Here is a 15,428-nt window from a genome sequence, read left to right on the forward strand (position 1 = left end):
ACGCTTTCCGCGGGCTCGCGCTAAGCCTCCTCGCTCGCAAAGTTCGCTCCCTGTGGGGTCTTAGCGTCTTCGCTTTCCCGCAGGAGTCTTCGTGTATTTCCTCCGCTATGATTTGGCTTCTGAATCCTGAATCGATTTACTGTTATTCAATTATTAAGCTGATGGATTGGAGCATAGGACAGTCGACTCCTGCGGGAAAAGCAGCGGCTGAAGATCCCGCAGGAAGCCGGGCTTGCTTCTGAGGAAGCTGAAGCGGTGCCCGCGGAAAGCGACTGCCCGGAGCGGAAATCGGCCGGAGTAGTTATCGGGTTTATTGAGTTTTATTCTTATTCGATTGTATTATAATAAATCCATAAATAATTTGAGATAGCTGATAGAAACCAAGGAAGTATAGCGGGAAAAGCGGCATTAAAAAACACGATCATCCATTTTCAGGATGATCGTGTTCGCTTAGCCTAGCTGCTGATGCAGAAAATCTGTTACAGATTCTGGTGATTTTGTATAGGCACTGTGCTGATGGGCAAGCTTTTCTCCATTTTGGAAGATTAATACACTCGGAATTCCCATTACTTCATACTTTTCGGCAAGACCTGCTACTTCATCACTATTTACTTCATACCATTTATAGTTCTTAAATTCTTCTAAAACGTCACCGATGAACATGTCCATCCGTTTACAGTCCGGGCACCAATCCGCATAGAATTTCACAATGACCGGCTCTTCACTTTGAATAATTTCATTAAACTTCTCAACGCTTTGAATGGATTCCATTTTCAGCACTCCTTTTTCATTCATTGTAACTATTTTATCGTTATATGTCCTTTTGTTTGCTTATTTGTATTCTACTCTTCCAAGAATATAGGCGACTAAAAGTCCGGCAGCAAAGGCTACGGCAGAAAGCAATACCATCGTGGTACTCGCAGGGAACCCTGGGTAGACAACAAAGATCGAACCAATTACCATGCCGATGATTACGGCAAATGTTCCACTATAGTAATTCTTTAGGAAGAAATCAATCACTTTACTCATCACGATAAATCCAATCGCAATACCAAGCCCGGTAACAGCAATGATATCCAACTGGAGATTGCTGATTGCCGAAATGATTGTTGCGTATACACCCATAAGCAATAGCATGAATGATCCGCTGATGCCCGGGATAATCATTGCACTGCTTCCAACAAAACCAGAGAAGAACAGGAGCAGATAGGTGGTTGCAGTAATGTTTTCCATAATGTCCCCTTCATTTGGATTGAAGAAGGCCATAGAAGCTACAACGGCCACGCCTAGGATCAGCAGAAGATAATGTTTCCCCTTGAAATTAGTCTTCGCTTCCGCCTTATAAAATAAATATGGCAGTACACCTAGAATTAAGCCAAGAAAGAAGAACTGCGTTGGCCCTGGGTAATGTTCAAATAACCATTCAATTGCATTTGCCAACAAAAAGATAGCTGTTACGACTCCAAGCCCTAATGGGATTAAAAACCCCAAATGCCTTTTCCATTCTTTACTGAATAAACCATTAATCGATGCAATCAGTCTGTCATATATTCCCAGCAGTACAGCGATCGTTCCTCCACTTACTCCTGGTATCACATCACTGGCACCCATCAATAGGCCACGATAAAAGTTCTTCCATTCCATTTGCAATTACTCCTCTATGTATCAGCATAATGAACTACAATGCTAATAATATCAAAAATAGCTTGAAATTTATAGAATAAGTTATATACTTTAGATAAGCTACTTTGCATGGCAAGGTAGCTTATCTTTGACACACTATATTGCTATACAAGGTAGGTAAGGAAATGTCTCAAAGAAGTCAAATATTAAAGGGTATTCTCGAGGGCTGTATTTTATCGATTATTAAACAGGACCCTGCATATGGATATGAGCTCTCCGTTAAGCTTCAGCGGTTTGGTCTATCCGATGTCAGTGAAGGGTCCATCTATCCTATTCTGTTGCGCTTGCAAAGAGAGGAATTGATCGAAGGCAGGATGATCAATTCGGATAGTGGCCCAAAACGGAAATATTACCAGCTGACAGAGAAGGGCTATCAGGCATTGGAAGAGTTTATTCACCACTGGAAAACATTGAAAGAACCAGTAGACAATATTATCGGTAAGGGGGAGAAATGATATGCATGCACAGGATCTCATTCGTTTAAATAACGAAAAAAGGGACCAGCTCAACCAAGAAAATCTCAAATACTATCTAGAGATGCTGTCCTATATTCGGCTTAACGCGAAAAAATCAGAACAGCAAACAGAAGAAGTACTTTTGGAACTGCTTGATCACCTTATACTGTCTCAACAGGAAGGAAAACATGCGAAGGACATATTTGGTGAGGATTTAAAATCGTATTGCGACGAAGTGATTGATGAAATACCGGCTGAAAAAAAGAAAGAGAGTGTCTTATTTATCACTTTTGTTACGCTAAACTTGCTGGGGACACTCGCCATGGTCATTGGAATTATCGGTTTTATTCTTTCTTCCTTTTTCCATATCGGTCCAGATTCGCTTACATTTCCTCTAGGATCTGCCCTGGCAATTATTCTAATTGACCTCTTTTTACTATACATTCTGATTCAAATTGTATTTAAATGGCTAAAGGGTTCTTCCTTTAAGACGAAAAAAGCGAATAAGTGGCTGGACTTCTTTCAAATATGGTTGCTTTATATGATTTTCATTGGCACTACAATGGCTGTTTTTCTAATCATGCCTGAATTTGGCGCAGCAATAAAGATTCCCTATTGGCTAGTTGCTGGTATCGGTTTTATCCTCTTTCTTGCGGCAAAGGCACTTAAAAGATTCCAAAGAATGGCATCTATTGCATAAATGGCTACATATCTGTCCAATCAGACAAAAAAGATGATAACGATAAGCAAAACCCACGGAATCAGTATTGGATTCCGTGGGTTTTGCTATTATGATCAGGCATTACAGATCTATTGCTCTATAAACTCCAGCTCTGGCATCCACCGCGACATATGTGCCTTCATATCACTATACCGCTTTTTGGCGTCGGCCAATTCGTTGTCCGTCAGTTGATACATTGGTATCACCTTATAGTCTGAACGATCGGCATTGAAGTTCACATATGTCGGCATAAATTGTGGTGAATGCACCTCAATTTCCTTATCATTACCTGCAACGGTCTTCTTAATGGAAAAGGTCAGAACTCCGCCGATACGCTGGTATAAATCCTGCTGATTCGAAAGAAAATTGCCTAAAGAGTATGCGACCAATGTTTTATTCCCATTCTCTCCTGTCACCCATTCCACAGGCTGCAGCACATGCGGATGATGTCCGATCACAACATGCACCCCTTGGTCCGCTGCAAATTGAACAAGTTCCTTCTGCGTTTCATTCGGCAAACGTTCGTATTCGTTCCCGAAATGAAGGCTTAAAGCAATCACATCCGCTTTATCCTTCGCCTCTGCAATCTGGCTTGCAATAAGGTCTTTGTCAATTATGTTGACCAGATATCCCTTTCCCTCTGGAACAGGGATTCCATTCGTTCCATAGGTATAGGATAAGAAGGCTATTGAAACTCCCTCTTCCGTTTCATAGACTCGCAGATTATCTTGATCCTGCTCATTCTTATATGCACCAGTATACATCATATCAATCATTTCCCAGTGGTTGATGGCATTTTGTATTGCTTCTTCTCCCCTGTCCAATGTATGATTGTTCGCCAGTGTCACCACATCTACACCAGCGGCTTTTAGCGCATCTCCAACTTCATATGGACTGTTAAAAGATGGATAGCTGGACAATCCTAATTGCTCTCCGCCAATCATGGTTTCCTGATTGGCTACAGTAAGGGTGGGGCTGCTTAAGAAAGGTTTCACCTCTTCCAGCATTGGTGAAAAATCATATCCACCGTCAATCATTGCGTCTTTATATACAGGACTATGAATCAGGATATCGCCGATCGCAGAGAATGTTATTTCCTGTTCGGTACTTTTATGGTCTTTCATTTCAAGGCTGACTTGTTTCAGGGGAAGACTTTCCATACTTCCATTTACTCCCCGGTCTGCAACTCCACAGGCTTGAAGGAGTGAAATAATGGCAATCAATAAAAATAAACTACATCTGTTTGCCGATTTCATAGGCAATTCTCCTTAGCTCTTTTTTATTACATCATAGCATGAAAAAAGGAATAATCCTTATAAATCGATAGAAAGATTCATTTATTTCGACATTAATTTCCTTTTTATCACAATTTCCTGAGCCAACATTAAAAATGTCATTTTGAATAGAGTTTGTTATACTAAATGTGCAAAAAAGCATATACTATTTCACATAAACACTTGTATCATAAAATCTTTTACCTATCATAACGGAGGAGTTATACGTGAAACGTTATTTAACAGCCATTCTTATTGCGTTAAGCGGAATTATCATATTTGCAGGCATTAGCCTGGATGTCTATTGGAGCGGAATTGTTTCATGGGGACTGGCACTGATTCTTCTTTTGCTCGCAGCCTATTTCACGAAATATATTCCGAATGAAAATAAGACGAAGAGCAAACATTAGCCAAGAGAAACTGTACACGACAGTTTCTCTTCGTTATTTTTTAGGATGGAATGGGCATTTTCCTTCGATGGGCTTAATATCATCTCCAATAAAAAATTGCTTCCATTCACGGTGATTCTCATCGCCATAATGGCTAATATTCGGATGCTTCGGCAGCCCATCCCATTGCTCTACCCTTTCCCTCACTTTTTCACGTGACATTACCCCGCTTTTCTCAGTACCTTTTAGTCCTTCAAATATTTTTCGCGGCTGAAAACCAATAATCAGACTGTTTCCCAAATCTCTTGTTTTCCTTTGTTTATATGCAGGAGCATTTCCAAATGCGAAATAAGGCTCCTTGGCAAAACAGAAGTTCCACAGGTAGTGATCCGGATCTTTTGGATATTCAGAGGGCCACTCATACTGATCATTATTATGAAGGTACTGAAGTACATTCCAGAAATATTCCCGATAATATTCGAGTGACTTTTCCTCCCTTTCCGGCTCAACAAATAGGAAGAAGCCATGACGTATCATCCTTTCCTGATTATCAAATAACCGATTGAAGTCTTCAAGCATGGACGGCAGCTTCGTCCAATCATCATGTGAAATCCAGCCATATCGCAATTCCCCTCGCTTTTGCGCTGACATGCCAAAATAGCATGGAAAATTTTTATTCGTGACTATATTTTCAAAGGTTTTATATTCTTTTCTGAACCAATCTGGTAAAGAATCAGGATTATTTTCTATATCCGCTTTTTCAAGTAAATACGTTGCCGTTCGATCCATAACAATGCCTCCCATTTTTAACTTAACTAATTTTTAAATTTCCCTTAGTGGATTTTTTCAAACTATTACGCAATAATGTTTATAAAGCTTTGATTAGGGAATATGTATCTAGATACTGTATTGGAGGATAAATATATGAACAATTCAACACCCATGGCATTGACTCCAGAAGTAAATTGCCATAATGAATATGATCCGCTTAAACAAGTCATCACTGTTTCCCCACATCATATGAAAATTAAAGAAGTAATCAATAAGACTCAACGTCATTACTTGAAAGAAAATATCAATATAGAAAAGGCTGTTGAACAGCATGACCACTTCCTACATACCCTTCGCGGCGAAGGAGCAACGATTATACAATTAGAAGCGGAAAAGCAATTGAATGAACAGGTATTTACCCGTGATATTGGCTTTGCCATCGGAGATAAGTTCTTTGTTGCATCCATGGAAAAAGACATACGGAAACATGAAGAAAGGGTTCTGATTGATTGGTTAGAAAAATACGGTTTGCCTTTTTATCGATTCGATACGCAATCAATCGAAGGCGGAGACGTAGTCGTAGACAATAAGAAAGTTTGGGTTGGCCAAAGCGGCCGTACGTCCCCCGCAGCTGTTGAAACGCTTGAAGAACAGCTTCCCGATCATACCGTTACACCTATTCTATTAAGGAAAGACATTCTGCATCTGGATTGTGTCTTCAATGTCATCCGGGAAGATACTGCTTTGATATACGCACCAGCAATGGATAGTTCCTCGTACGAGCTCTTGAAGGATGCCTATCATCTAATCGAAGTGACGGAAGAGGAGCAATTCCAAATGGGTCCCAATGTGCTGGCAATTGGCAATAACAAAGTAATCAGTCTACCCGAGAACAAACGATTGAATCAGGAAATTGTGCATGCTGGTTTTGATGTAATTGAAGTTCCGTTCTCTGAAATCATTAAGTCAGGCGGTTCCTTCCGATGCTGCACATTACCATTGGTTAGAAAGTAGAGAATAAGCATGGGATGATCGGTAATAATCATCCCATGCTTATTATTATTCCTTATTTTAAGCCAAAAGGTCCTACCGTAAATGTCTAGCCATGACGCCTCCCAAAAAACTTTTCCCTATATAGGATAAATACATTGCTTCTATCGAAAGGCAGTGTCTAGTTCTTCACTCTTCTGGCAAAATCTACAAAGCGGAATTTATCCGGTCTGTGTCTCGATTCTGTATATTGAAATAAACTTGCATCATCTAAATATACTTGACTTCTGATAACTACCACATTTGAGAATCCTTCAATATCCAGCAATTCCCTGTCCTCATCGGTAGGACTTTCCACAAGAATTTCTTTCTGAGCAAAGCCAATAACCAGCCCCAGTTGATTCTCGATATAATCATAGATGGAATTTCGGCAGATTTCCTTGGATAAAAGCGGAACATATCTTTCATTGAAATAATCCTTATCCAGGATAATCCTCTCACCGGATATTTCTCTGATTCGAACCACATTCCACACACGATCTGAAACAGATTGATGCAGCATTTCTGAGATTTCATGATTGGCTTCCAAAAACCCAAGCTGATGGATAATCGTCCTGCTTTCCAGCTGCAGTTTCTTTGTAAGCTCGGTGTAGCTTTCAATACCAGAAACCGGAAATGAAAACGTATGGAAGTCAATTACGACCGAACCCTTGCCGCGTATTTTTTGAATATATCCTTTTTGCGATAACAGATTCAGGGCTTTCCTGATTGTTTCCCGCGACGTCTCATAATGCAGGGAAAGCTCATTTTCCGATGGCAGCATTGTTCCTGCCGGCCATTCTCCTGCCTGGATTCCCTTTACTAGTTCATCATAAATAATCAAGTATTTCTTTTGCATCTTTATACCTCATCAGGTTGCATAATACACAATCGATTCATAAGGTCTTAAATTCAACTGTTCTAGTGTCTCAGGTGCATCAGGATAGTTGGATAGCAATACCATTGGGCTTGCGATATTTTTCTCCAATTGGAGATCCACCGTCACCTCTTTACCATAAAAATTACTGATGACAATTAATTTTTCCTTATTCCAATTCCTTGTATATGCAAATATTTGAGGATCATCCTCGAAAAGTATCTGATAATCCCCGTAGGTTATAATATCATATTTTTTTCGCAGTTCAATCAGCTGCTGGTAGTGATAGAAAATGGAATCAGGGTCCCGCATTGCTTCTTCGGCATTAATTTCCGGATAATTATGTGCAGCTGATATCCATGGTGTCCCGGACGTAAAGCCCGCATGCTGTTCATCTGACCATTGCATCGGTGTTCTGGAATTATCACGCGATTTCTGCTGTAAGATTTCGATGATTTCCTGATTCGTCTTCCCTTCTTTTTGCAATGCTTCATATGCATTGATCGATTCAACATCCCGATATTGCTCTATAGAAGTAAAGTTCGGATTGGTCATTCCAATTTCTTCACCCTGGAATATATATGGTGTACCTTTCATCATATGAAGGGTTGTAGCAAGCATTTTTGCTGATTCTTTATGGTACTCCTTTTCATCGCCGAATCGTGAAACGACGCGGGGCTGATCATGATTACACCAGAATAGCGCATTCCAACCGTTCCCTTCGTGCATCCCAACTTGCCATTCAGACAGGATGTTTTTCAACTCGATAAAGTTGAATGGGGCTTTCGTCCATTTCTCACCATTTGGATAATCAACCTTCAAGTGATGGAATTGAAAGGTCATCGTGAGCTCCTGACGAACAGGCTGCGTATACAAAATACAGTTTTCTAATGTAGTAGAAGACATTTCACCGACAGTAAGCATATCGTACTGGGAAAACACTTCATGATTCATTTCGTGCAAATATTCATGTATGCGCGGCCCGTCGGTATAGAATTTACGGCCATCTCCACTTTCATCGCTTGGAAATTCCTGATTTTTGGAGATGAGATTAATGACATCCAGACGAAAACCGTCGATACCCGTCTTTGCCCAAAAGCGCATCATTTCAAATAGTTTTTCACGCAGCCTCTCATTTTCCCAATTTAAATCTGCCTGTGTCCGGTCAAATAGATGCAAGTAGTATTGTCCTGTCTTTTCGTCGAACTGCCAGGCATTGCCACCGAATTTTGATTGCCAGTTGTTAGGTTCTTCTCCGTCTATGCCATCTTTCCAAATATAGAAGTCACGGAACTCGTTATCTTTTGAGGATGCCGCCTGCTTAAACCATTCATGTTCTGTAGATGTATGATTAATGACAAGGTCCATAATCAGCTTCATACCCCGATTATGCGTTTCATCCAGCAGTTCCTGAAAATCCTCCATCGTTCCATAATTAGGATCGATCGAATAGTAATCACTGATATCATAACCATTATCTTTTTGCGGCGATTTGTAAACTGGTGTCAGCCATAATACGTCGACTCCCAGCTTTTTTAAATAATCAAGCCTTGAAATGATCCCTTGAATATCCCCTGTTCCATTCCCTGTCGTATCTTGAAAACTCTTTGGATATATTTGATATACTACCGATTTTTTCCACCATGCTTCACTCATGTCTTCACTCCTCTAGCTGTTAGTTTTTGAGTTTACGTTTTGCAATGATAAGTGTAATGATAAATGGTACAACAATAACAATCAACATACCGATAAAGAAGGATACAATGCTGCTTTCTATTGATAGAAATGCCGGGATACCGCCTACACCGACTGATGATGCCTGCACATCAGCAACGGTAATAAAAGCACCTGCAATAGCAGTCCCCGCAATTGCCGCAAAGAATGGATATTTATATTGAAGGTTTACCCCAAACATTGCCGGCTCGGTAACGCCAAGCCACGCAGAAATCCCGGAAGTTCCTGCCAGTCCCTTTAATTTTTCATTTTTGGCTGCAAGAAACATCGCGAACACTGCAGAACCCTGTGCAATATTCGATAAGGCAACGATCGGCCATAGGAATGTTGTGCCGGTACTGCCAATCAGCTGCAGATCGACGGCAAGAAATGTATGGTGCATCCCCGTTATAACCAATGGAGCATAAAGCGCACCGTAGATTAATCCACCGAGAAGCGGCAGCGTTTCAAAGATGCCTATAAATCCATCGGTAATCCAAGTGCCAACCGTAAATGTTACTGGCCCAATGATAATGAAAGCCAAGAATCCTGTTACCAATAAGGCTATAGGAGCAACTACCAATAATTGAAGGGAATCAATCACACGCTTCTTGAGTGCTATCTCTATCTTGGATAATACCCAAGCCGCTACCAGCACAGGCAATACCTGTCCTTGATACCCCATCATGTTTACACTTAAACCAAATAAGTTCCAAGTAGGCGCTTCCCCTTCTACAGCTGCAATCGCATAATCACTAGCAGGCATTAAGGCCGGATGAACAAGAATGAGTCCTAGCACGATACCCAATAACGGGTTTCCGCCAAACCGCTTAGCTGCCGACCAGCCAATTAGAACCGGCAGGAATGTGAATGCCGTATTGGCTATCAGATTAATGATGTCTGCTACGCCAGCCCATGAAGGGAACATTTCAATGATGGCCTGATCCGAGAATATAGGATTCACCAGGATATTATTAAGTCCAAGCAGTAAACCGGCTGTTACAATTGCCGGGAGGATCGGGATAAAGATATCTGCCAATGTTTTAATTGCCTGCTGCAGTGGGTTTTGCCTCTTGCCCCCAGCAGCTTTGACATCATCTTTACTCGCTTCCTCAATACCAGTTTCATAGACCATCGCCTTATATACCTTATCAACGGTCCCCTGTCCAATAACAACCTGATATTGTCCGTTAGCAGAGAACGTTCCTTTGACAACATCCAGTTTTTCTAATGCCTCTTTATCAACGATTGCTTCATCCGTCAATGCAAAGCGCAGCCTTGTTACACAATGTGTTGCCGCCTCAATATTATCTAGTCCGCCTACTGCTGCGACAATTTGTTCTGCCTCTTCACTATAATCCATACCGCCTTTTCTCGATTCTTTTCCCTCTATTGCGGGGCTTACAGGTTCTTTTCCTGTATCTATCATAGTGAGCTCCAGCAGCGTTGATTCTCCTGCAATGACAGTACCATCATTCGTTTTAGTAATAGCGTTTACTATATCTCCATTTGTGATGATGATTGGTGTAATATGACTCGAAGCCCTCTCCTTGATTAACTGCAAATCAAACGTTACTAATGGGTCCCCGACTTTCACTTGTTCCCCCTGTTTCACATGTACCTCAAAGCCTTCTCCGTCCATGTTAACGGTTTCCAAACCGATGTGGATCAGTACTTCTATGCCAGATTTCGCTTTTAATCCAATTGCATGCTTTGTTGGAAACGTTAATGTTACCTCACCGTCTACAGGTGAAATCACTTCCCCATCTGTTGGTTCAATAGCCAAACCATCACCCATCATCTTCCCTGAAAACGTTGGGTCCGCTACATTTTCCAGTGGAGTTACTTTACCGCTGATTGGTGCAAGAATGATCTCTTTGTTCATTCCGGTCTCTTTACTCGCCATTTCAATCCCTCCATGAGTTTTATGCAAATTCTGATTTTTTAATCTATAATGAATGCGACTTGTATATACATGTTACATTAGACAGTATAACCTGTATATACAAGTTATGCAAGTGCTTACATTCTGATTTTTATGGTATTATATTCAAGTTTCAACCGTCTTATCCTTTTGTTTCCCTAAATCCTCATTGATAACCCTCCGAGTATCACTGTCAGCGGAATCTAAAAAAAGCCTTTCCATCATCAAGATAGAAAAGGCTTTTGAATGTTAGTGCAGTTAATTTTCAGGGATAGGGATAAACAAAAGCTGATCATCTTCTTTCCCAGGGTTGCCGCGACCGTCCGTATTGTTCGTAATGATATAAACGCCGCCATCAGCTGCAAGGACATCTCGAACCCTGCCAACATCCGATACAATCAGATCCACTGTTTTATCTGCAGCATCAAACTTTCGGACATACAATTCACCATTCTGATCCCATGCAAGTCCTTGGGGATTACGGTGGCCATATGTGTACACATAGGATTCTTCAAAAGGGTTGTCAGCGGGGATAGAACCGTCCGGATTCATCCGCAATATTTTCCCGGACAAGCTGTCCAATTCCTGCGCTTGCTCGGGCTCTGATGCATCCCCAATCGTTATATACAGTTTGCTATCTGGACCAATCTCTATTCTACCTCCGTGATGATAGGTACCACCTGGTATTTTATCAAGCAGAATGGACGTCTCTTTCCAGCTATCCTCTGTTTCTTCGATTGTGACAATCCGCTGATAATTTGCTCCTCCCTGCTGATAGGAATAATAGGCATATGCAGTTCCTGCTTCGGATGAAAAAGCTATCCCAAGGAGACCTGCCTCTGGCTGTTCTGCAAGGGTTTCATCAAATTGGACTGGTTTTCTGACCTGCTCCTCCCCTTGAATGGCAACAATAGAACCAGTCCGCTCACTGATATAGAGAGCATCCTCCTTCTTTGCTATTTCCCATGGTGCGGATAAATTTTTAGCAATTACTTTCCTGTCTGTTTCAGGCTCCATCTGTGAATCTTCTTCTGAACTGGTATTTCCTTCATTTTCTTCACTATCCCTATTCTGGTCAAAATCGGAAGAATCGGACTGGTCTTCTACTGTACAGCCCGAAATAAATAGGAATAAGAACGGCAATAGAATGAATCCGTAACGAATAAGAAGCACCTCCAACTGAGAGTTTTGTGTATCCGTCAAAAGCGGCAATCTTTAGACTATAGCAGCTAAGAAAAAAACAGCAAAGGCACTTTTCAGGCATTTGCTGTTTTAATCATCACGTTATATTTTCTTTTTTGCTGCTCTTTCACGCTCGTTTTTGTTTAAAATCTTCTTACGCAGGCGAATCGATTCAGGAGTTACTTCACAGTACTCATCATCGCTCAAATACTCAAGCGCTTCTTCCAGTGACAAATCACGAGTTTTACGGATGGTTGAAGTCTGGTCTTTGTTGGCAGAGCGAACATTTGTTAAATGTTTTTCTTTCGTAATATTTACGGTTAAATCATTATCACGATTATGCTCACCGACAATCATACCGGCATAAACTTCGGTACCTGGATTAACAAAGATGGTACCACGATCCTCCAGTCCCATAATTCCGTACGTTGATGCTTTTCCATTTTCCAATGAAACAAGCACTCCCGCACGTCTTCCTCCGACTTGTCCTTTAATTAACGGCTCGTAAGTATCGAAAGTATGGTTCAAGATACCATATCCGCGCGTTTGAGACATGAATTCAGTTGTATAGCCAAGTAGTCCGCGTGACGGAACCTTGAATTCAATGCGAACTTGCCCATTACCATGGTTAACCATATCGAGCATTTCACCTTTACGTTCACCAAGTGATTCCATAACTGCTCCAGTATATTCTTCCGGAACATCAACCTGTACACGCTCAACCGGCTCACATTTGACACCATCAATTTCTTTAATGATTACTTGTGGTTTGGAGAGCTGCAATTCATAACCTTCACGACGCAGGTTTTCAATCAAGATGGACAGATGAAGCTCACCGCGTCCGGAAACAGTCCAAGCGTCCGGTGAATCAGTTGGTTCCACACGCAAACTAACATCTGTTTCCAGCTGCTTCAATAAACGCTCTTCTATCTTACGTGAAGTGATATATTTTCCTTCACGACCAACAAATGGACTGTTATTAACAAGGAATGTCATTTGCAGTGTTGGCTCATCTATTCTTAACCACGGCAATGCTTCAGGATGATCCACTGGACAGATAGTATCTCCCACGTTTAGATCTTCCATACCGGAAATTGCTACGATATCTCCGGATTGCGCTTTTTCAATTTCAATACGTTTCAGTCCGATAAAACCAAATAGCTTAGTAACGCGGAATGTCTTCTGTGTTCCGTCTTCTTTCATAACAACTACTTGTTGACCCACTTGAATGGATCCCCGAACAACCCGTCCTACACCAATACGCCCAACATAGTCATTGTAGTCCAGCAATGTTACCTGGAATTGCAACGGCTCTGCACTTGTATCTGCAGGTGCTGGAATATGCTCCATGATAGTTGTGAATACAGGATCCATTGTTTCCTGCTGATCTTCCGGCTCAAGTCCTGAAGTCCCGTTCAATGCAGAAGCATATACAACTGGGAATTCCAATTGTTCATCATCGGCACCAAGTTCGATAAACAGATCAAGTACCTCATCAATAACTTCTGTCGGTCTCGCATTTGGTCGGTCAATCTTATTCAGAACAACAATTGGTGTCAATTTTTGTTCCAATGCCTTTTTCAGTACGAAACGTGTTTGCGGCATTGTTCCTTCATATGCATCAACAACCAATGCTACACCGTCAACCATTTTCATAATACGTTCCACTTCACCGCCAAAGTCGGCATGTCCTGGAGTATCCAGGATGTTGATTGTTGTATCATGATATTTAACGGCAGTGTTCTTCGCTAAAATTGTAATTCCACGTTCACGTTCGATATCTCCGGAGTCCATCGCCCGTTCGTCAACATGTTCATTTTCACGGAAAGTTCCGGAATATTTTAAAAGTTGATCCACAAGAGTTGTTTTACCATGGTCAACGTGAGCTATTATTGCGATATTGCGAATGTCTTCTCTTAATTGCATAAAAAGTACGCCCCTCTATTATTTACAGGATGATTAACTTGCCTATTATATCATAATTATTACCGTTTTAAAGATATTTTACTTAATATTTTCAAAAAAGTTTTAAAAACCGAATTAGCCTGTCGGATTTTTGGACTTCTCCTTGGACTTTGGTATGTCAAAGAGAATTTCGAATCTCGCTCCGCCCAACTCAGATCTGCCAACAGAAATCTTTCCGTTCGATTGCTCAATAATGGCCCGTGCAATAGCTAGTCCTAAACCCGTTTCCCCATTCTTTCCTTTTACAAACCTGTGGAATATATGTGCAGCTTCTTCTTCCTTGACACCTTCACCATCATCTTCTATGACGATGGAAATCATCTGTTTATTTCTGGCCGCCTTAATGTGTATTTCCGAATTCGTATGCCGAATCCCGTTGAATACCACGTTGAGGACTGCCCGCAATAATTTTTCCTCGTCAGCCACAATGGTAATATTCTCTTCAACATGGTGCCGTAATTTAATACCCCTTTCATTGATTAAAGGAATGGCACGATCAACTACCTTGTCAATAAATTCTTTTGCATCAATAGGTGCTGATTCATATACGGCAGGCTCACTGTCAAGCTTCGCCAATAAAATCATTTCATTGATAATATCTTTTAGACGCTTCACTTCCGTAACCATTATTTCAAGCCCTTTTTCTCTTTCTGCCTCATCAAATATGCCGTCCTTGATTCCTTCTGAATATCCTTGAATCGTCATAAGTGGTGTCTTCAATTCATGGCTGGCATTCTGAAAAAAGGTTTGCTGAGAATTCATGTATCTTTCCAGCTCCTGTGCCATGTCATAAACACTTTGTTCAACCTCTTTGATTTCACCTGTTGCTTTGACGCGTTCCATCTCATCAAATTGGCGATTTTCCACTTTTTTCAATTGTCGCTTCAATTGCGAGAGCGGTGTAACCAGTTTGTTCGTCATGATGTAACTGAGCAGGACTGCTGCAGCCGCACCGATAAGAAAGACTAGAAACAAGCGAATGAAAAAGCTTTGCTGGACCACCTGCAGATCATCCATTGGAGTTAGCAGAATCAATTCAAGTCCTGAATTCTCAGGGAAAAACAAAATTCTGGATGTGACGAAACGGTCATTCCCGTTTTGCCACAGTGCTTCATCCGTTGCCGAAAAGTCATTTTGATTAAAAAATTCATTGACTACAGATAAAGACATGGTCGAGAACAGTACTGCATCCTGATTTCGGTCATACATGAACAGCTGCAGGTTCTGCTCTTTAAGAAAGTCATTAAATTGTCTCGTTTCACTGGTTGTACCATATTGTTCATTTAAAAAGCTGACAAGCAGTTCTCCCGTTTCTTCCAATTGGCGCTGTTCGTCCTTAATCAGCAGGTCCATAATCAGAGAATATATCACGAAACCGGCAGCAGTTAGAATAACAATTAACAGTGTTGTAAATGCTGCATTCAATTGAGATTGTAGTTTCATGG

Annotated in this window: 14 protein-coding genes; 4 read left to right on the forward strand and 10 right to left on the reverse strand. The window is 41.1% G+C overall.

Annotated elements, in window-relative coordinates:
* Positions 1-450 precede the first annotated feature (450 nt).
* The gene (locus OMHG_RS15305) at positions 451-771 is read right to left on the reverse strand and encodes a thioredoxin family protein (RefSeq protein WP_010651766.1); all 321 of its coding nucleotides are present in this window, start codon (positions 769-771) and stop codon (positions 451-453) included.
* 60 nt (positions 772-831) lie between these two features.
* Entirely contained in the window at positions 832-1,644 is an 813-nt protein-coding gene (locus OMHG_RS15310) for a DUF368 domain-containing protein (protein WP_010651767.1), read from the reverse strand.
* A 164-nt stretch (positions 1,645-1,808) separates the two neighbouring features.
* Here OMHG_RS15310 and OMHG_RS15315 point away from each other — a divergent pair, with 164 nt between their 5' ends.
* On the forward strand, positions 1,809-2,138 hold the full coding sequence (locus tag OMHG_RS15315) for a PadR family transcriptional regulator (protein ID WP_010651768.1): 330 nt from the start codon (positions 1,809-1,811) through the stop codon (positions 2,136-2,138).
* Position 2,139: 1 nt separating this feature from the next.
* Positions 2,140-2,838: a DUF1129 family protein gene (locus OMHG_RS15320; protein WP_010651769.1), complete on the forward strand. Its 699-nt coding sequence runs from the start codon at positions 2,140-2,142 to the stop codon at positions 2,836-2,838.
* A gap of 110 nt (positions 2,839-2,948) precedes the next feature.
* On the opposite strand, the gene OMHG_RS15325 is transcribed toward OMHG_RS15320, so the two are convergent.
* Positions 2,949-4,115 carry a CapA family protein gene (locus OMHG_RS15325; RefSeq protein ID WP_010651770.1) on the reverse strand — a complete coding sequence of 389 codons (1,167 nt, stop codon included), beginning with the start codon at positions 4,113-4,115 and terminating at the stop codon, positions 2,949-2,951.
* 245 nt (positions 4,116-4,360) lie between these two features.
* Here OMHG_RS15325 and OMHG_RS15330 point away from each other — a divergent pair, with 245 nt between their 5' ends.
* Entirely contained in the window at positions 4,361-4,543 is a 183-nt protein-coding gene (locus tag OMHG_RS15330) for a hypothetical protein (protein ID WP_010651771.1), read from the forward strand.
* Between the two features lie 33 nt (positions 4,544-4,576).
* On the opposite strand, the gene OMHG_RS15335 is transcribed toward OMHG_RS15330, so the two are convergent.
* A complete protein-coding gene (locus tag OMHG_RS15335; RefSeq protein ID WP_010651772.1) occupies positions 4,577-5,311 on the reverse strand; it encodes a YqcI/YcgG family protein in 735 nt (244 codons plus the stop codon).
* Positions 5,312-5,446: 135 nt separating this feature from the next.
* Between OMHG_RS15335 and OMHG_RS15340 the strand changes: the two genes are divergently transcribed.
* Positions 5,447-6,307, forward strand: coding sequence for a dimethylarginine dimethylaminohydrolase family protein (locus OMHG_RS15340; protein ID WP_010651773.1), 861 nt, complete (start codon positions 5,447-5,449; stop codon positions 6,305-6,307).
* Positions 6,308-6,464: 157 nt separating this feature from the next.
* On the opposite strand, the gene treR is transcribed toward OMHG_RS15340, so the two are convergent.
* From treR to OMHG_RS15370, 6 genes are all read right to left on the reverse strand, one after another.
* Positions 6,465-7,181, reverse strand: coding sequence for a trehalose operon repressor (gene treR, locus OMHG_RS15345; protein WP_010651774.1), 717 nt, complete (start codon positions 7,179-7,181; stop codon positions 6,465-6,467).
* 12 nt (positions 7,182-7,193) lie between these two features.
* Complete coding sequence (gene treC / locus OMHG_RS15350; RefSeq protein ID WP_010651775.1) at positions 7,194-8,855, reverse strand: alpha,alpha-phosphotrehalase; 1,662 nt, start codon at positions 8,853-8,855, stop codon at positions 7,194-7,196.
* A gap of 19 nt (positions 8,856-8,874) precedes the next feature.
* The gene (treP, locus tag OMHG_RS15355) at positions 8,875-10,818 is read right to left on the reverse strand and encodes a PTS system trehalose-specific EIIBC component (protein ID WP_010651776.1); all 1,944 of its coding nucleotides are present in this window, start codon (positions 10,816-10,818) and stop codon (positions 8,875-8,877) included.
* Between the two features lie 276 nt (positions 10,819-11,094).
* Positions 11,095-12,039 (reverse strand): PQQ-dependent sugar dehydrogenase, encoded by a 945-nt coding sequence (locus OMHG_RS15360; protein ID WP_010651777.1) that lies wholly within the window; start codon positions 12,037-12,039, stop codon positions 11,095-11,097.
* 81 nt (positions 12,040-12,120) lie between these two features.
* Positions 12,121-13,944 (reverse strand): translational GTPase TypA, encoded by a 1,824-nt coding sequence (gene typA, locus OMHG_RS15365; RefSeq protein ID WP_010651778.1) that lies wholly within the window; start codon positions 13,942-13,944, stop codon positions 12,121-12,123.
* Positions 13,945-14,058: 114 nt separating this feature from the next.
* Positions 14,059-15,426 carry a sensor histidine kinase gene (locus OMHG_RS15370; protein ID WP_010651779.1) on the reverse strand — a complete coding sequence of 456 codons (1,368 nt, stop codon included), beginning with the start codon at positions 15,424-15,426 and terminating at the stop codon, positions 14,059-14,061.
* Between the last annotated feature and the right edge of the window lie 2 nt (positions 15,427-15,428).

It is taken from the genome of Oceanobacillus massiliensis str. N'diop, from assembly GCF_000285495.1.
Taxonomy (GTDB): Bacteria; Bacillota; Bacilli; order Bacillales; family Amphibacillaceae; genus Oceanobacillus; species Oceanobacillus massiliensis.